This is a genomic window from Knoellia koreensis (genome assembly GCF_013041615.1).
In the GTDB taxonomy this organism is placed as follows: Bacteria; Actinomycetota; Actinomycetes; order Actinomycetales; family Dermatophilaceae; genus Pedococcus; species Pedococcus koreensis.
Window position 1 is genome coordinate 38766 of record NZ_JABEPQ010000001.1, and the last position, 16721, is coordinate 55486.

Below are 16721 nucleotides of genomic sequence, written 5' to 3' on the forward strand. Positions count from 1 at the left end.
ACTCAACCACGGTGGCCGGGGCGCGCGTCAGGCACCAATAGACTGGCGGCCATGCCTTCCTCGCCCACGGCCCAGCGCAGTGTTGCCCTCGTGACCCTCGGGTGCACCCGCAACGAGGTCGACTCCGAGGAGCTGGCCGGCCGGCTCGCCGCCGAGGGGTGGCGGCTCGTCGACGACGCGGACCAGGCCGATGTCGCCGTGGTCAACACGTGCGGGTTCGTCGAGCAGGCCAAGAAGGACTCGATCGACGTGCTGCTCGAGGCGTCCGCGCGCAAGGGCGAGGGGCGCACCCAGGCGGTCGTCGCCGTGGGCTGCCTGGCCGAACGCTACGGGTCGCAGCTCGCCGATGAGCTCCCCGAGGCCGATGCCGTGTTGGGTTTCGACTCGTATGCCGACATGTCCAGTCACCTGCGCGCCGTCCTCGACGGCCACGCGCCGGCGTCGCACACGCCTTCGGACCGGCGGCGGCTGCTGCCACTGTCACCGGTCGAGCGGCAGTCCGGTGCCGCAGGCGTTGCGTTGCCCGGGCATGGCGACCCGACGTCACCCGAGCAGGGCCTCGACGGCAAGGCGCCGGCGTCCGGCCCGCGGGTCATCCGGGCCCGGCTCGACGGGCGCCCGTGGGCGCCCCTCAAGATCGCGAGCGGTTGCGACCGGCGGTGCGCGTTCTGCGCAATCCCCATGTTCCGCGGGGCCTTCGTGTCGCGGCGGCCGCACGAGATCGTGGCCGAGGCTCGCTGGCTGGGGGAGCGCGGCGTCAAGGAGCTGTTCCTCGTCTCCGAGAACTCCACGTCCTACGGCAAGGACCTCGGCGACCTCGCGCTGCTCGAGAAGCTGCTGCCCGAACTGACCGCGGTGCCAGGCATCGAGCGCGTGCGGGTGTCCTACCTGCAGCCCGCGGAGATCCGGCCGGGCCTGCTCGAGGCGATGGCGACGGTGCCCGGGGTCGTGCCCTACTTCGACATCTCGTTCCAGCACGCGTCCGGGCCGCTGCTGCGGTCGATGCGCCGGTTCGGTGACCGGGAGTCGTTCCTCGCGCTGCTCGAGGACGTGCGCCGTCGCGCGCCCCAGGCGGGCATCCGCAGCAATGTCATCGTGGGTTTCCCGGGCGAGACCGAGGCCGACCTCGACGAGCTCGAGGCGTTCCTCGTGGCAGCCAGGCTCGACGTGATCGGGGTCTTCGGCTACTCCGACGAGGACGGCACGGAAGCCGAAGGCTATGGCGACAAGCTTCCCGAAGACGTTGTCGCAGAACGTGTTTCGCGGTTCACCTCGCTGGTCGAGGAGCTCAACGTGCAGCGCGCCGAGGAGCGGATCGGCGAGGGCGTCGAGGTGCTGGTCGAAGAGCTGCCGGACACAGCAGAGGGCGACGACGCGGCATACGTGGTCGGTCGTGCCGCCCACCAGGGGCCCGACGTCGACGGCGTGACCCTCATCGATCCGGCCCTCGCACCCGGCGTCGCCGTCGGCGACCTCGTGCGCGCCACTGTCGTGGGTACCAACGGAATCGACCTCGTGGCCGAGCCGTGCTGAGCGAGTCCGCGCCGCATCCCGACCCGGCCGCGACACCGGTCCCGACCCCGGCACCCAGCCCGTGGAACCTGCCCAACGCCCTTACGGTCGCCCGCATCCTGCTGGTGCCCGTCTACGGCTGGCTGCTGCTCTTCGACGGCGGCGCGCATGTGGGCATGCGGTGGTGGGCGGCGGCCGTACTGTGCATCGCGACCGCCACGGACCGCGTCGACGGTGACCTCGCGCGGCGCCGTGGGCTGATCACGAACTTCGGCAAGATCGCCGACCCCATCGCCGACAAGACGCTGATGGGCATGGCGTTCGTGGGGCTGTCGGTCCTCGGAGACCTGCCGTGGTGGGTGACCATCGTCGTGCTGGTGCGTGAGTGGGGCGTGACGGTGCTGCGGTTCTGGGTGATCCGGCACGGTGTGATGCCCGCGGGGCGCGGGGGCAAGGTCAAGACGACGCTGCAGTTCTTCGGCTTGCTGCTCTACACGTTGCCGCTGTGGTCGTTCGCGGGTGCTGATGCGTGGGAGCTGGCCGCGAAGATCGTGCTGGGGCTGGCCGTGCTCGTCACTGTGGTGACCGGCATCGACATCGTCGTAAAGGCGCTGCGCATGCGGCAGAACAGCGAGCGCACGGCGATGAAGCGCGCACGCAGGGCGGCCCGGCGCGGATGAAGCCCGCCGCCGAGGGGGTGATCGCCGCCCTGGTCGAGCGTGGCCTCACGGTCGCTACAGCCGAGTCGCTCACGGGCGGGCTGGTGTGCGCGGCCCTCACCGACGTGCCCGGTGCCTCGGCAGTCGTGCGCGGGTCCGTGGTCGCCTACGCGACCGAGCTCAAGGCGTCGGTGCTCGAGGTCGACCGCGAGCTGCTGGCTCGGGGAGGCGCGGTCCAGGAGGACGTCGCCCGCCAGATGGCTGTCGGGGTATGCCGCGTGCTCGGCTCCGCGGTCGGCGTCGCCACGACCGGGGTGGCGGGGCCGGACCCGCAGGACGGCCAGCCGGTGGGGACGGTCTTCGTCGCGGCGGCGCTGGAGGACGACGTGGTCGTGCGCAGGCTGGCCCTGGCCGGTGACCGCGAGGCGATCCGCCTCCAGACGGTGACCGAGGCCCTGGCCTGTGTCACGGCGCTGCTGGGCTGACGGCGGGCCGCGGAAGATTCGAGCGCGCCACGCCGTTGGACCTGCTGTGTCGCGTGTTTCCGCAATCCTGCGCGCGCGTCGTCGGGGCCACGGGGTACCGTGGGCAGTGAACGACCGCGCTGTCACCATCGAAGGAGGCGTCCATGATCTTGCTTCGTCGCGAGCTCGGTGACGTCCTCCGGGAGGAGCGTCAGTCCCAGGGCCGCACGCTGCGCGAGGTGTCGGCCGCTGCGTCGGTGTCCCTCGGCTACCTCAGCGAGGTCGAGCGGGGCGAGAAGGAAGCGTCCTCCGAGCTGCTCGCCTCCATCTGTGGGGCGCTCAAGCTGCCCCTGTCCGAGGTGCTGAGCTCGGTCTCCGAGCGGGTCGCCGTGACCGAGGCGCTCACCGCGCCGGTCGCGCTGCCGCTGCCCAAGACCGACGACCTGTCTGCCTCCGCAGCCTGAGCTGTCGCCGGCGTCGCGCTTCTCTGACGTGCCTTCGACCGACCCGCCTTCCGGGCTGGTGGACGGCGCCGTCCCGTATGCGGACCAGCCGGTCGTCGTGGACCACGACCCGGAATGGGCCGACCTCTTTGAGCAGAACCGCGCCGTGATCGCTGGGGCGCTAGGCGAGACCGCACTCGCCGTCGAGCACGTGGGCTCCACGTCGGTGCCGGGTCTGCCGGCCAAGGCGGTGATCGACATCCTGCTGCTCGTGCCCGACTCGGGTGACGAGGCGGCATACCTGCCTGCCCTCGAAGGGGCCGGTTATCGGCTGCGCGTCCGCGAACCCGACTGGTTGGAGCACCGCGTCGTCTCGCGCAGGGTCGGCGACGGCGACTCGCACGACGTCAACGTGCACGTCTTCACGCCCGGCGGTGCGGCCGATCCCGAGATCGCGCGGATGCGGATGTTCCGCGACTGGCTGCGCGCGCACCCGGAGGACCGTGACCGGTATGCCGCGGTCAAGCGTGAGCTGGCGACCCGCGAGTGGCGGTACGTGCAGGACTACGCCGACGCCAAGACCGAGGTGGTCGAGGACATCCTCGCCAAGGCCGGCGCTCCACCCGCGCCCTGAGTGCCTGAGACCGGTCTACTGGTCGGTGTCAGGCACTCAACTGCGGCGGTGGCCGAGGGGGTTCTGGCGGCGGCCGTCGTCGGTGGGGCCGAGGCCGCCCTGGCAGGTGGGGCAGTAGAACATCGTGCGCTCGCGCCCGGGTGGTCCGATCATCGCGACCCGGATGGTGTCGCCGCACCGACGGCACGGGCGCCCTGACCGACCGTGGGCGAACGTCTCCTCGCCCTTCCGGCGGCTGCCGGTGCTCGACTGGATCGGGTGCTCCTTGGCTGCGACGAGAAACCGATGTGCGCGATCGACCGCCGACGCGACGACCTCGGGTGCCAGCGAGTCGGCCGCGGTCCAGGGGTGAAGCCTCTCGACGAAAAGGGTCTCGGCGCACCAGAGGGTGCCGATGCCGGCGAGGTTGCGCTGGTCGAGCAGGGCCGCACCGATGGGCGCGCTCGACCGGCGCAGGTTGGTGACCGCCGCCTCGGCGTCCCAGTCGGCGCCGAGGATGTCGGGTCCGAGGTGGCCGACGAGGTCGCCTTCGCGGTCGGTGGGCACGACGTCGAGGTTGCCGAGGCGCAGCCCGAGCGCGGTCCAGCGCGTGGCCCCGATGGCCGCACGCAGGTCGTCGCGCCGCAGCCAGCCACCGATCGTGTCGGTCGCCTCGACGCGCCACTGGCCCTCCATCTTCAGGTGCGAGTGGACCGTGACCCGGTCGCCACCGTGTTCGAGCCGGTGGAGGATGTGCTTGCCCCGGCTGATGACCTCGAGCGTGGTCGCTCCACGCAGGTCCACCGTCGCGATCGAGGGAAACCTCAGGTCACTCAGTGTGACCGCCTCGCCCGCCAGCGCACGGTTGAGCCGGTCGGCGGTCCGCCAGACGGTGTCACCCTCCGGCATGACTGGAAGGGTTCATGCCGACTTGTCGAGCAGCTGCGCAGCTCGTTGGTGGGAGATGCCCAAGGCGGCGCCGATGTCTCGCAACGGCAGTCCTTGGTCGGCTAATGCTCGCGCAGCGGCGCGGGACTCCTTGGCGGCCGCAGAATTCGCCTTTGCGGCCGCTTCTCGCAGCCTCTTGGCCTCGCTGAGGTGGCGCGTGACGTCCTCGGGTAGCCGCAGCTCGATATTGATGGTGATGGTCTCCGGCTCGATGTCGAGCATGACCGCGACCAGGTCCCGCGCCATGGTGTCGATCTCGCGTAGGTGTCGGGCCTGGGTCCATCGGTCGACCGCGGGCACGTGGATGAGCCAGAAGCGACCATCGCGCTCGACAACTGCCTCGTAGGTCTTCTTCACCGCCACCAGCCTCTTCCCAAGCGGGCTTCGCACTCTTTCCAGATCATCTCGGCCGCCCTGTTGCCGAACTCACCGTGACGCGCGATGGGGATCATGAGACCGTCCAGGCTCCAAACCTCGTGATTGGCCCCTTGCCTGAGGAGCACCCACTCGAACCCTTGGGAACGAGCTTCCCTGCTGATGCGCCTGAGCACCTCGCGACGTCTCACAATGATAGTCCAGTGTGCGCTTGACGGCCTAGTCGAGATCGCACTTGACGGAGCTCACGTGCGCAGGCGCAGGCCGCGGGGGGTCGCGTGGAACCCGGCGTTCGCGAGCGCCTGCACGAGCGGGTGTTCGGATCCGAGCAGCGCGCCACCGTCGGCCTTCTCCACGGTCAACCGCCCGAGGGCGCCCTCGCGCACGGCCAGGGCGAGCGCGTCAGCCGCCGACTGGAGCAGGCCGGGCTCGTCGGTCCACGACAGGAGGGTCTTGCCGCCGCGTTCGACGTAGAGCACCAGCTCGCCGTCGACCAGCACGACCAGGGCGCCCGCCTTGCGCGCGGGCTGGTGCCCCCGCTTGCCGGTGGTGTCGTCGTCGCCCGGCGACGCTGGCCGGTCGGGCCACGGCAGCGCGGCGCCGTAGGCGTTGGCCGGGTCGGTCGCCGCGAGGACGACGGCCGCCGCCGATCCGCCAGCGCTGCCCCGGTCGCTCTCGCCCGGCTGCCGAGCGCCCGCACGCAGCCGGTCGACCGCGCCAGTCGTGGTGAACTGGGAGGCGCCCAGCGTCTCGACGAAGTAGCCACGGCGCACCCGCCCCGACTCCTCGGCCGCCGCGAGCACCCGATAGACCCCGGCGAACCCACCGGGCACGTCCTCGGCCACGACGGACCCGCGGGTCACGACGCCATACCGGTCGAGCAGCACCTCCGCCGTGGCGTAGGCCCGCACGGTCGCATCGGCCTCCACCTCGGGCAGCAGCGACCACCGGCCGGCGCCCGTGGGCGGTCCGGTCCGCGTAGGTGCCGGGGTGCGACCCAGCCCACGCCCGCCCGAGAGCGCGCCCAGCGAACCCCGCCGACCGGCATACCTTGCTGTCCTTGGTGAGGCGCTCGAACGGCGGTGCGCGGTGCGCCCGCCCGACAGCAGCGCCCGCACGGGCGCGAGCGTGTCACCCGACACCCGACCGGACCACACGAGCGACCACAGGTCGGTCAGCAGCTGCTCGTCGTCGGTCGACTCGAGCGTGTCGGCGAGGGTGCGGAAGAAGAACGCGCCACCGCCGGCCAGGGCGTCGAGGATCGCGGTCTCGCCCTCGGTGAGTTCGCGGTCGTCGGGCGGGGCAAGGGTGAGGTATGCCGTGTCGGCCAGGTGGAGGGACACCCACCCGTCGTCGCCGGGCAGCGAGCCGTGGCCGCGCCAGAGCACCTCACCGGAGGACGTGAGCTCGTCGAGCAGGGCGGGGGAGTAGTCGACCACCCGGGCAGGCAGGACCAGTGTCTCGAGCGCGCTGGCGGGCAGCACCGCACCGGCGAGCTGCTCCACCGCGCGCAGCAGCCCCTCGCGACCACGCAGCCCCCCACCGACGCCCTGCCACGACGGCAGGAACCGGGCGAGCTCGGCCGACGCGACAGGTTCGACCTCGGCACGCAGGGCGGCCAGTGAGCGACGCCGCAGCATCCGCAGCACCTCGGCGTCGCAGTAGTCCATGCCGTGGCGGCGGCCGCCGTTCTCGACCGGCAGCAGCTCGCCCTCGACGACGCGACCGGCGCCGACGAGGCGTCGCAACGCGTCCTGCGCGACGGCGGGACCGATGCCCCACCACTCCGCGACCCGCGCCACGGGGAACGGGCCGTGGGTCCGCGCGAACCGGGCGACGAGGTCGCCCATCGGGTCGGGCACGGACTCGAGGAACGCCTGCGGCACCCCCACCGGCAGGGACACGCCCAACGCGTCACGCAACCGACCGGCATCCTCGATCGCCGCCCAGCGCTCGTCCCCAGCCACCCGCACCCGGATGACTCGTCGCGCGCCCTCCAAATCCACCAGCCAGGTGCCGATCTCCTTGTGGGACAAGCCTTCCCGCGAGCGCGCCTGGATGTCGGCGAGCGACAGCGGCCCGAGCACTCGCAAGAGGTCGGCGACGTCCTCGGCGTCCCGGGCAGCGCGCTCGGGCACCAACCGTTGTAGCTCGGCCTCGGTGCGGGACACCTGCTCGGGGTCGAGGAGGTCGCGCAGCGACAGGCCCTCTCCGCGACCGAGCAGCTCGGCCAGAAGGGACGGGTCGAGCGCCAGCGCGGCCGCCCGCTTCTCGGCCAGCGGTGAGTCACCCTCGTAGAGGAACTGCGCGACGTACCCGAACATCAGTGACCGCGCGAACGGCGACGGCTGCCGCGACTCGACGTCGACCATCGTCACCTCGCGCGAGGCGACCGAGCGCATCAGAGCCTCGAGGCCGGGCACGTCGAACACGTCCTGCACGCACTCGCGCACCGTCTCGAGCACGATCGGGAACGACGCGTACTGCGACGCGACCTCGAGCAGCTGCGCGGCCCGCTGCCGTTGCTGCCAGAGCGGTTGACGCCGGTCGGGGCGTCGTCGCGGCAGCAGCAGCGCTCGTGACGCGCACTCGCGGAACCGCGCCGCGAACAGCGCCGAGCCACCGATCTCGGCCGTCACCAGGTCGTGCACGTCATCGGGGTCGAGCGTCACCAGCTCGAGCAGCTCGGCGCCCACCCCACGGCCTTCCTCGAACTCCAGGTCGGGCAGCCGGAACACGATGCCGTCGTCTCCGTGCATCGCCTGCACGTCCACGCCGAACCGCTCGCGCATCCGCGCCGACACCGCGAGCGCCCACGGTGCGTGCACCTGCCCGCCGAACGGGCTGTGCAGCGCGACCCGCCAGTCGCCGATCTCGTCGCGGAACCGCTCGACCACGATGGTGCGGTCGTCGGGCACGTGCCGGGTCGCTTCCTTCTGCTCGGCGAGGTAGGCCAGCAGGTTGTCGGTCGCCCATTCATCGAGCCCAGCGGCCGAAACCCGTTCGCGCGCAGCGGAATCCGACAACCCCACCACCTCGCGGACGAACGCGCCGACGGCCCGCCCCAGCTCGGCCGGCCGTCCCTGCTGGTCGCCCTTCCAGAACGGCAGCCGCCCTGGCAGCCCCGGCGCAGGCGTTACGAGTACGCGGTCGTGCGTGATGTCCTCGATCCGCCACGTCGATGTCCCCAGGGTGAAGACGTCGCCGACGCGCGACTCGTAGACCATCTCCTCGTCAAGCTCGCCGACCCGCCGACCGGCGCCCTCGGACGAAGCCAGGAACACGGCATACAACCCTCGGTCGGGGATCGTGCCGCCCGAGGTGACGGCGAGGCGCTGGGCACCCGGCCGACCGGACAGGACACCGGTGACGCGGTCCCAGACGATGCGCGGTCGCAGCTCGGCGAACTCGTCGCTCGGGTAGCGCCCCGACAGCATGTCGAGCACCGACTCGAGGATCGACCGCGGCAGAGAGGCAAAGGGAGTTGCCTTGCGCACCAACGCTTCCAGCTCGTCGACGGTCCAGTCGTCGAGCGCGCACATGGCCACGATCTGCTGCGCCAGCACATCGACCGGATTGGCGGGCACGCGCAGCGACTCGATGGCCCCCGAACGCATGCGTTCGACGACGACGGCGGTCTGGACGAGGTCGCCGCGGAACTTCGGGAACAGCACCCCGCGCGACACCGCCCCCACCTGGTGCCCCGCGCGACCGACCCGCTGCAGCCCGGACGCGACCGAGGGCGGTGACTCGACCTGCACGACGAGGTCGACGGCGCCCATGTCGATGCCGAGCTCGAGGCTGCTCGTGGCGACGACCGCGGGCAACCGCCCGGCCTTGAGGTCCTCCTCGATGAGCTGGCGGTGCTCCTTGCTCACCGACCCGTGGTGGGCGCGGGCGAGCACGGGCGGGGCCCCGGCGGAGGCTCCCGACTGCGCCATCAGCTGGGCGGGGGTGCGCGTCGCGTTGTCGCGGGTATGCCGCGTGGTCGCCTCGGGTGCCTCGCCGTCACCTCGACGGGCCGCCATGGTCTCGAGCCGGTCCTCCCAGATCTCGTTGAGCCGGGCGGTGAGGCGCTCGGCGAGGCGGCGGGAGTTGGCGAAGACCAGAGTGGAGCGGTGGGAGGAGACGAGGTCGACGATGCGTTCCTCGACGTGCGGCCAGATCGAGGCACGCTTCTCGGCGCCCGAGGCCGGCCCGGACAGGTCCTCCTCGATCACCTCGCCGAGCTGCGATATGTCGGCGATGGGCACGACGACGTCGAGGTCCCATTCCTTGGTCGACTCCGGCCGCACGATCTCGACCGGGCGACCGCCCGCGAGGTAGCGCGCGACCTCCTCGACCGGCTCCACGGTCGCGGACAGCCCGATCCGCTGCGCCGGCTGGGCGAGCAGGGCGTCGAGCCGCTCCAGCGACAACGCCAGGTGGGCGCCGCGCTTGGTGCCGGCGACGGCGTGCACCTCGTCGAGGATCACCGTCTCGACACCCGCCAGCGCCTCGCGGGCCTGGCTGGTCAGCATGAGGAACAGCGACTCCGGCGTCGTGATGAGGACGTCGGAGGGCGTCCGGGCGAAGGCGCGGCGCTCGTTCGCAGGGGTGTCGCCCGAGCGGACGGCGACGGTGATGTCCGGGGGTGTGAGGCCCAGGCGGGTGGCGGCGTGACCGATGCCGACCAGGGGCGAGCGCAGGTTGCGCTCGACGTCGACCGCCAGCGCCTTCATCGGCGAGACGTAGAGGACCCGGCAGCGCTTCAGCTTCTCGTCCGGCTTGGGCTCGGAGGCGAGCCGGTCCAAGGCCCACAGGAACGCCGACAAGGTCTTGCCCGAGCCGGTCGGCGCGACGACCAGGGCGTGCTGACCCGAGCTGATCGCGTCCCACGCGCCCGCCTGCGCGGCGGTGGGCGCGCTGAACGACCCGCGGAACCACTCGCGAGTGGCCGGGGAGAATCGGTCGAGCACGTCACCTGCCATGAGGAGAACAGCCTCTCACCTGCCACTGACAGTGGTCGGTGCGATGCTGGACGGATGGCTGGGACCCGGGAGGTGCTGGAGGCGGAGCGTGCACAGGCGATGCGTCGTCTCCACGCGCTCGATGACGAGTTCGCCGACTTCGTCGAGGCCTCGCGCGACTCCAACGCCGACGACGAGCACGACCCCGAGGGCGCGACGATCGCGTTCGAGCGTTCCCAGGTCTCGGCCTTGACCCGTCAGGTGCAGTCGCACCTCGCCGAGATCGACGCAGCGCTCGCGCGCCTCGACGACGGCACCTACGGCACCTGCCAGACGTGCGGCCGCCCGATCGCCCCCGGTCGCCTCGAGGCGCGCCCCGCGGCCACCACGTGCATCGACTGCGCGTCGAAAGGCGGCTGACCGCGCGCTCCCTGCGGGTCCGGGCGCCCACAGGGCCCCCGACGTGCGTACACTGGGTCCCGTCGCCCGGCCTCGGTGCGGGCGCTTCGCGACACGGGGACCGGGGTGTGGTCCCCAGCGCACGTCACGCCGGTCGGTATGCCGCGTGGCCGGCGCCCGCGGTCGCGGCACCTCACGGGCTGACGCACCGTGCGTCAGCCCTACGGCTTTCGGGTCGTGGCAACACTTCGAGGAGAAGGCTCCGCTTGGCACAGCAAGCATCGCGTCGTGGTGGCGCGCGTGGTGGCAACAACGCCACGCGTGACCGGCGACCCCGCGACAACGAGGGCATCATTCCCGTCCTGGCCAAGGCCGTCCGCCAGGTGGAGGCGGCCGCGCAACGCGGCGCCGTCCGCCCGAGCGGCCGCACGGCATACCAGGTCATCGCCCTCCTCGTGCGCGGGGAGCGCGCCCGGGTCAAGGCCGATGCAGCCATGCCCGAGACCGAGCGCACCAACATCCTCACCCGGCTCGATGGGATCGCGACGATCCTCGCCAAGACCGCAGTGCGCGACACCTCGCTGCTCGCACTGCTCGCCGAGGACGCACCCGTGTCGTCCGCGGCCAAGAGCCTCAAGAACGACATGCTCCGCCAGGCCGGCATCGAGGTCGAGGAGGAGCCGGAGCCCGAGCCGGTGGCGACATCGACGACCACGTCGCGGCGGGTGGCCCCGCCGCAGGCGATCGCGCGGCAGCTGGCCAACCCGTTCCTCGCACCGGACTACTCGGCGGTGCAACAGCTCAAGCGCCCCACGACGAACCGGCTCGGCGGCTGGGAGCTGCTCACCCCGCTGTTCCGCGCGTTCGAGTCCGGTGGCGACTCCACGTGCATGCCGCTCCCGGAGCCGACCGAGCTGCCCCACGGCATCCGCGGCATGGAGCTCATGCACCACCAGGCCCAGCTCGTGCAGTCGGCGGCGGACGGTCACCGGACGTTCCTGCTCGCGGACGAGCCCGGGCTGGGCAAGACCGCGCAGGCGCTGCTCGCGGCCGAGGCGGCCGACGCGTTCCCGCTGCTTGTCGCCGTCCCCAACGTGGTCAAGGCCAACTGGGCGCACGAGGCCGAGCTGTGGACCCCGCGGCGCACCGCCACCGTGATCCACGGTGACGGCGAGACGATCGACGGGTTCGCCGACATCGTCATCGTCAACTACGAGATCCTCGACCGGCATGTCGGCTGGCTGGGCAACCACGGCTTCAACGGGATGGTCGTCGACGAGGCGCACTTCATCAAGAACAAGACGTCGCAGCGCTCGCAGCACGTGCTCGAGCTGTCGGAGCGGATCCGCGCGCGGCGCGCCAACCCGCTGCTCATGGCGCTCACCGGCACCCCGCTCATCAACGACATCGAGGACTTCAAGGCCATCTGGCAGTTCCTCGGCTGGATCGACGACAAGGGCCCGCGGCCGGCGCTCAAGGCGGCGCTGGAGGAGAACGGGCTGACGCCCGCGGAGTCGGGTTTCTATGCCGCGGCGCGGCGTTCGGTGATCGACCTCGGCATCGTGCGGCGGCGCAAGATCGACGTGGCCGCGGACATCCCGGCCCGGCGGATCGCGGACATTCCCGTCGAGCTGGACGACGAGGCGGGGCGCTCGATCCGGGCGGCCGAGGCCGACCTGGCGCGGCGGCTGGTGTCTCGCTACGAGGCGGCGCTGGCTGCTCGGTCGGTCGTCGTCGAAGGCGAGGGCATCGACCACGCGCTGGTGCGCCGGGTCGCCACGGCGGAGCGCGACAGCGCGGCCGAGAAGACCGGCGACAACGTCTTCACGATGATGCGCAAGATCGGCCAGGCCAAGGCCGAGCTCGCGGCCGACTACGCCGCGCAGCTGGCGCGCAACGTCGGCAAGGTCGTGTTCTTCGCCAAGCACATCGACGTCATGGACGTGGCCGAGGCGACGTTCGCCAAGCGCGGTCTGGGGTACTCCTCGATCCGCGGCGACCAGACCAAGAAGGCACGCGAGGACGCGATCGCGTCCTTCACGAACGACCCCGACGTGCAGGTGATCGTCTGCTCGCTGTCGGCCGCCGGCGTCGGGCTCAACCTCCAGGTCGCCTCGAACGTCGTGCTCTCCGAGCTGTCGTGGACCTCGGCCGAGCAGACGCAGGCCATCGACCGCGTCCACCGCATCGGCCAGACCGAACCCGTCACCGCCTGGCGCATCATCGCCGCCCAGACGCTCGACCCGAAGATCGCCGTTCTCATCGACGACAAGGCCGGGTTGGCCGCACGGGCGCTCGACGGGTCCGACGAGGAGATCGGCTCGTCCGCCGACATCCAGCTCGAGGCGCTGATCGCGCTGCTCACCGAGGCGTTGGAGCAGAAGGCGGCAGCCGCGCTTCCCGAGTGAGGGCAACGCTTTTCACGAGGTATGCCGCGGGGGCGGCGAGGTGCGCACCTCGCCGCCCCCGCGGCATACCTGTTGGTGTCAGCGACCGACGAGCGCCGCCACGACGGGCGCCATCGTCTGCGCGAAGTCGGCGCCGATGACGACGTAGGAGGCGCCGAACTCCTCCCGCCTCGACTGAAGCAGGTCGATCGCGGCAGCGGGGTCGTCGGGAAGGTAGGCCAAGGAGTCGGACTCGCGCAGGGCCGCCGGGTCGGTCTCCTGTGCGGAGGCCATGAAGGCCGCAACGCCATCGCCGACGACGGAGACGTGCAGGGCGAGCTCGAGGTCGCGTGCCGCTCGCAGCTCGTGGGCGACCGCGGCCGCCTGTTGGCGCGTTTGGCCCGGAGCCATGACGACGGTGACGGTGTCGGCCAGCTCGGTGGCCAGGGCCCTCGCCCGGGGACCGAGCACGGCCATGGTCACGGGGGTGTGGGTGTCCGGCCCGTCGAGCTCGCGCAGCCTCGTGACCGTCTCGCGGATCTGGTCGAGCCGCTGGGGCCCTGAGGGGGCCGGCATGCCGTAGCTCGCGAGCTGGTCCTCGATGCCTGGGCGGCCGGTGCCGATGCCAAGCTCGAACCGGCCTTCGGTGAGCTGCGTCAGCGAGTGCGCCTCCCACGCGGTCTGCCAAGGCTCCCGGAACGGCGACGCGTAGACCCAGGTGCCGACGCGCAGGTCGGTGAGCGTGGCCGCGACGGCCAGGGTGGGCGCCGGTGACGGCTGCCAGCCGGGCACGTCGGGCATCATCAGCGTGGAGTAGCCGAGGTCGGCTATGAGCCGCACGCGGTCACGCCACGACGCCATGTCGGTGAGCACGGGGGTGACGACGCCGAAGCGGAATGGTCTGGTCATGGCTGCCTGTCTCTCATGCGCTGTCCCTCATGCGACGGTGGACCTTCGGGCCCCGCGAAACTCATCGAACGATGATTCCTGACGCCGGCGACAGTCTCACCTGTCGACACCGCAACCAAGGAGGAATCATGGGAAAGGTCATCGCCGCGATCACGACTTCGGTCGACGGGTACATCGTCGGGCCGGACGACGGACCAGAGCACGGGCTCGGGATCGGCGGGGAGCGGCTGCACTACTGGGTGATGGGTGGGCCGTGGTCGTACGCGGACGAGGCCCGCGACACCGAGGGGATGAAAGGCGCCGACCGCGAGTACTTCGAGTCGCTGGTCGAGGGGATGGGCGGCGGCATCGTGGGGCGCGCGATGTACGAGGCGGCGGGGGCGTGGGGTGGGAAGAACCCGTTCCCGGGCACGCTGGTGGTGCTGACGCACCGCACCGAGGACCAGCCGGAGGAGTCGGCCGGCTTTCTCTTCGTGGACGGTTTCGACGCGGCCCTGGCAACGGCCCGTCACCTCGCGGGCGACGCGAACGTGTCGCTCGGTGGGGGCGCGGACCTCATCCGGCAGGGGCTGGCGGCCGGGGTCGTCGACGAGCTCGCCATCTCGACCGCGCCGGTGGTGCTCGGAGGCGGGAAGCGGCTGTTCGAGGGCTTCGACCAGGACGTCGAGCTCGAGGTGCTGGGCACGTGGAGCTCGCCCTACGCGACGCATGTGCGGTATGCCGTGAAGGACGGCGGAACGGACCGCGGGAGGGTGAGCTGATGCGCAGCGAGGCGATGGAGGCGTTGGACGTCCTGACGGGGGAGTGGCGCACGACGTTGACGAACGCGTGGTTCCTCGACCCCACCGACCTGGAGGTGCCGGGGGTGGCGACGGGCGTGTGGCTGAGTGACGCGTTCGTCGACTTCCGCTGGACCATGCAGGGCGACGTGGGCGGTGCGACGAGCGAGCAGGTGCTCGTGCTGGGACGCAGCGACGCGCGGAACGCCTACACCGCCCTCTACCACGACGAGCGAGGCGTATGCCGTGTGTTTGCAATGACTTTCGGCGGCGGTGAGTGGACGCTGAGTCGTGAGGACCCGGACTTCTACCAGCGGTTTGTGGGGACCGTCGGGGCCGATCGGATCGACGGCCGGTGGGAGGCGTCGGAGGACCAGGGGAAGTCCTGGCGCAAGGACTTCGACCTCATCTTCGAACGGGCCTGAGCCGGACTCGCGACAGTCCTAGTCAAGGGTGGGCGACGAAGGTTTCAAGCCTTCCTTCTCAGCACCAGTCCGACGATCTGGAGGACGGCCCCCAGGGCGAGAAGCAGGAAGCCCGGGCCAGGCAACGGGATCAGGACGATTCCGAGGACGGCGATCACGGCCCCGACAACGATCAGCAGCTTGCTCACGAGTGGGAGCGTACGTGACCTGGTCTCTGGCCGAGTTTTGACGTTGCGAATTGGGGCGGCGACGAGTGTTCGAGGAAGCTGTACTTCGGTCAGGGTCATCGCCAGAGTCAGATCTGCGGGACGGCGGTGGAACCTCGTAGGAGGTGCAGCACGGTGCGGTAGTGCTCGGTGACTGTTCCGCCTTCGTCTGCCACGGCTCGGCCGACAGCCTCCACTTCGCGGTTGCTCCAGTCGCTGAAGGTTCGAAAGAGTGCACGCGCCTGTTGGGCCGTGAGGTCGATCGACCATCGCCAGGACTCGGTCCGAACGGGCTCGAACCAGCCGCCTGCGCTCAGTTCGTCCATCGTGGGTCGGTCGTCCCGACGAGGGGCCGGACTGCCCGGTGGTTGAGCACGCGCCGTCACGATCTCTTCGACCCGGTGCCGAAATGGTGTCGTGACAGCATCGTCGCCGAAGCAGTGGCGCCATACCGCGAGCCATCCTCCTGGGCGGAGGGCTGTGTGCAGCTTGGGTAGGGCAACCGGGAGGTCTACCCAGTGCATCGAAGTTGCTGCCACGACTGAGTCGAAGCTGTGGTCCGGCAGGTCCGCGTCTTCGAGCCGCGTAATCATGACCTCGACCTCGGGGGCCAGGCGGCTCAGGCCGGTGGCCAGCTCAGCGCCGGGTTCGACCGCTACGACCGTGCTCCCGAATCGCAGAAGGTCGCGGGTGGCCAGGCCCGACCCTGCACCCACTTCGAGCAAGTGTTTCCCTTGGCCCACGATGCCCTCGGCATGGAGCAGGTCGAGCAGGCCAACCGGGTAGCGCGGCCGAGCGGTGCTGTAGTCGGCCGCCATCTGCTCGAAATGCATGCCGGACACCGGGCCAAGGCTACGCGTACGCCGGGTGGGGTGTCGGTGGGGCGGCCTAGCCTGCTCATCGTGCGACGTTTCGAGGATGAGGACCTGACCGGCGCGGAGTTCCGGGAGTGCGACCTCAGCGGTGCTCGGCTGGTGGGTGTGGTCATGCAGGACGCCGAGATCGACGGGCTGGTCACCGGGCTGGTGGTCAACGGCGTCGAGGTGATGCCCTACGTCGAGGCTGAGCTAGACCGCCGGTACCCCGTGCGGGTGCTGCTGCGTTCCGACGATCCGTCGGACCTGGGGGCGGCGTGGAGGGAGCTCCAGGGTGACTGGGCGACAACCGTCGAGCGGGTGCGTTCCATGCCCGAGGGCAGCGAGCGACAGGGCGTCGACGGGGAGTGGTCGATGCTCGAGACGCTGCGTCACCTCGTCTTCGTCCACGACTCGTGGTTCCGCCGGTGTGTGCTCGGCGTGACCGAGCCGTTCACGGCATACGGCCTCGGACCGACGGACGTCATGGACCGCGAACCCGAGCTTGATCCGTCAGCCGAGCCGACGCTCGACGAGGTGTTGGCGATCCGCGCGCGGCACGCTGCGCAGGTGGAGGAGTGGCTGGCGGGGGTGACCACGGAACAGCTCGCGCAGACGGCGCCCGTGCCCGACGACGACAGGTGGCCGCCCTACGCGCGGGGACGAACCGTGCGGCAGTGCCTCGGCACGGTGCTCACCGAGGAGTTCGAGCACCACCGGTTCTGCGTGCGCGACCTGGACAAGCTCTCGCGCAACGACACCGCACCCGAACGCTCGTCCTGATGGCCCGCGTGGGGTA

At 71.1% G+C, this 16721-nt stretch carries 16 protein-coding genes; 10 read left to right on the forward strand and 6 right to left on the reverse strand.

What is annotated here, in order from left to right; genetic code table 11:
- Positions 1 to 51: 51 nt before the first annotated feature.
- From rimO to HJG52_RS00175, 5 genes are all read left to right on the forward strand, one after another.
- Complete coding sequence (gene rimO, locus HJG52_RS00155; RefSeq protein ID WP_171241579.1) at positions 52 to 1533, forward strand: 30S ribosomal protein S12 methylthiotransferase RimO; 1482 nt, start codon at positions 52 to 54, stop codon at positions 1531 to 1533.
- Positions 1527 to 2192 (forward strand): CDP-diacylglycerol--glycerol-3-phosphate 3-phosphatidyltransferase, encoded by a 666-nt coding sequence (pgsA, locus tag HJG52_RS00160; protein WP_346767487.1) that lies wholly within the window; start codon positions 1527 to 1529, stop codon positions 2190 to 2192. The genes rimO and pgsA overlap by 7 nt, the downstream gene beginning before the upstream one ends.
- Positions 2189 to 2656: a CinA family protein gene (locus HJG52_RS00165; protein ID WP_171241580.1), complete on the forward strand. Its 468-nt coding sequence runs from the start codon at positions 2189 to 2191 to the stop codon at positions 2654 to 2656. Before pgsA ends, HJG52_RS00165 begins: the two co-directional genes overlap by 4 nt.
- Positions 2657 to 2799: 143 nt before the next feature.
- Positions 2800 to 3099 carry a helix-turn-helix domain-containing protein gene (locus HJG52_RS00170; RefSeq protein WP_171241581.1) on the forward strand — a complete coding sequence of 100 codons (300 nt, stop codon included), beginning with the start codon at positions 2800 to 2802 and terminating at the stop codon, positions 3097 to 3099.
- A 28-nt stretch (positions 3100 to 3127) separates the two neighbouring features.
- On the forward strand, positions 3128 to 3712 hold the full coding sequence (locus HJG52_RS00175) for a GrpB family protein (RefSeq protein ID WP_171241582.1): 585 nt from the start codon (positions 3128 to 3130) through the stop codon (positions 3710 to 3712).
- 36 nt (positions 3713 to 3748) lie between these two features.
- Here HJG52_RS00175 and HJG52_RS00180 read toward each other — a convergent pair whose 3' ends face one another.
- The 3 genes from HJG52_RS00180 to HJG52_RS00190 all read right to left on the reverse strand — a co-directional run bounded on the left by HJG52_RS00180 (position 3749) and on the right by HJG52_RS00190 (position 9984).
- Positions 3749 to 4600: an Fpg/Nei family DNA glycosylase gene (locus HJG52_RS00180; RefSeq protein WP_171241583.1), complete on the reverse strand. Its 852-nt coding sequence runs from the start codon at positions 4598 to 4600 to the stop codon at positions 3749 to 3751.
- A gap of 12 nt (positions 4601 to 4612) precedes the next feature.
- A complete protein-coding gene (locus tag HJG52_RS00185) occupies positions 4613 to 4996 on the reverse strand; it encodes a hypothetical protein (RefSeq protein ID WP_171241584.1) in 384 nt (127 codons plus the stop codon).
- 263 nt (positions 4997 to 5259) lie between these two features.
- Positions 5260 to 9984: an ATP-dependent helicase gene (locus HJG52_RS00190; protein WP_171241585.1), complete on the reverse strand. Its 4725-nt coding sequence runs from the start codon at positions 9982 to 9984 to the stop codon at positions 5260 to 5262.
- A 54-nt stretch (positions 9985 to 10038) separates the two neighbouring features.
- Between HJG52_RS00190 and HJG52_RS00195 the strand changes: the two genes are divergently transcribed.
- Positions 10039 to 10383, forward strand: coding sequence for a TraR/DksA family transcriptional regulator (locus HJG52_RS00195; protein ID WP_171241586.1), 345 nt, complete (start codon positions 10039 to 10041; stop codon positions 10381 to 10383).
- A 245-nt stretch (positions 10384 to 10628) separates the two neighbouring features.
- Complete coding sequence (locus HJG52_RS00200) at positions 10629 to 12770, forward strand: DEAD/DEAH box helicase (RefSeq protein WP_171241587.1); 2142 nt, start codon at positions 10629 to 10631, stop codon at positions 12768 to 12770.
- A gap of 78 nt (positions 12771 to 12848) precedes the next feature.
- Here HJG52_RS00200 and HJG52_RS00205 read toward each other — a convergent pair whose 3' ends face one another.
- Positions 12849 to 13658: an LLM class flavin-dependent oxidoreductase gene (locus HJG52_RS00205; RefSeq protein WP_171241588.1), complete on the reverse strand. Its 810-nt coding sequence runs from the start codon at positions 13656 to 13658 to the stop codon at positions 12849 to 12851.
- 128 nt (positions 13659 to 13786) lie between these two features.
- Here HJG52_RS00205 and HJG52_RS00210 point away from each other — a divergent pair, with 128 nt between their 5' ends.
- Both HJG52_RS00210 and HJG52_RS00215 read left to right on the forward strand, forming a co-directional pair.
- Positions 13787 to 14419, forward strand: coding sequence for a dihydrofolate reductase family protein (locus HJG52_RS00210; RefSeq protein ID WP_171241589.1), 633 nt, complete (start codon positions 13787 to 13789; stop codon positions 14417 to 14419).
- Positions 14419 to 14862, forward strand: a complete 444-nt coding sequence (locus HJG52_RS00215) for a hypothetical protein (RefSeq protein ID WP_171241590.1) — start codon at positions 14419 to 14421, stop codon at positions 14860 to 14862. Before HJG52_RS00210 ends, HJG52_RS00215 begins: the two co-directional genes overlap by 1 nt.
- Positions 14863 to 14906: 44 nt before the next feature.
- Here the strand turns inward: HJG52_RS00215 and HJG52_RS00220 are convergent, their stop codons facing one another.
- The gene (locus tag HJG52_RS00220; protein ID WP_171241591.1) at positions 14907 to 15050 is read right to left on the reverse strand and encodes a PGPGW domain-containing protein; all 144 of its coding nucleotides are present in this window, start codon (positions 15048 to 15050) and stop codon (positions 14907 to 14909) included.
- 107 nt (positions 15051 to 15157) lie between these two features.
- Positions 15158 to 15901, reverse strand: a complete 744-nt coding sequence (locus HJG52_RS00225; protein WP_171242965.1) for a class I SAM-dependent methyltransferase — start codon at positions 15899 to 15901, stop codon at positions 15158 to 15160.
- A gap of 69 nt (positions 15902 to 15970) precedes the next feature.
- On the opposite strand from HJG52_RS00225, the gene HJG52_RS00230 reads away from it, so the two are divergent.
- Positions 15971 to 16705, forward strand: coding sequence for a DinB family protein (locus tag HJG52_RS00230; protein WP_171241592.1), 735 nt, complete (start codon positions 15971 to 15973; stop codon positions 16703 to 16705).
- Positions 16706 to 16721: the final 16 nt, after the last annotated feature.

Bases quoted from the DNA above. Each gene is read 5' to 3' on its own strand.
- HJG52_RS00215 (WP_171241590.1), top strand. From the start codon at position 14,419: ATGCGCAGCGAGGCGATGGAGGCGTTGGACGTCCTGACGGGGGAGTGG.
- HJG52_RS00205 (WP_171241588.1), bottom strand. From the start codon at position 13,658: ATGACCAGACCATTCCGCTTCGGCGTCGTCACCCCCGTGCTCACCGAC.
- HJG52_RS00180 (WP_171241583.1), bottom strand. From the start codon at position 4,600: ATGCCGGAGGGTGACACCGTCTGGCGGACCGCCGACCGGCTCAACCGT.
- HJG52_RS00225 (WP_171242965.1), bottom strand. From the start codon at position 15,901: ATGCATTTCGAGCAGATGGCGGCCGACTACAGCACCGCTCGGCCGCGC.
- rimO (WP_171241579.1), top strand. From the start codon at position 52: ATGCCTTCCTCGCCCACGGCCCAGCGCAGTGTTGCCCTCGTGACCCTC.
- HJG52_RS00170 (WP_171241581.1), top strand. From the start codon at position 2,800: ATGATCTTGCTTCGTCGCGAGCTCGGTGACGTCCTCCGGGAGGAGCGT.
- HJG52_RS00165 (WP_171241580.1), top strand. From the start codon at position 2,189: ATGAAGCCCGCCGCCGAGGGGGTGATCGCCGCCCTGGTCGAGCGTGGC.
- HJG52_RS00190 (WP_171241585.1), bottom strand. From the start codon at position 9,984: ATGGCAGGTGACGTGCTCGACCGATTCTCCCCGGCCACTCGCGAGTGG.
- HJG52_RS00210 (WP_171241589.1), top strand. From the start codon at position 13,787: ATGGGAAAGGTCATCGCCGCGATCACGACTTCGGTCGACGGGTACATC.
- HJG52_RS00195 (WP_171241586.1), top strand. From the start codon at position 10,039: ATGGCTGGGACCCGGGAGGTGCTGGAGGCGGAGCGTGCACAGGCGATG.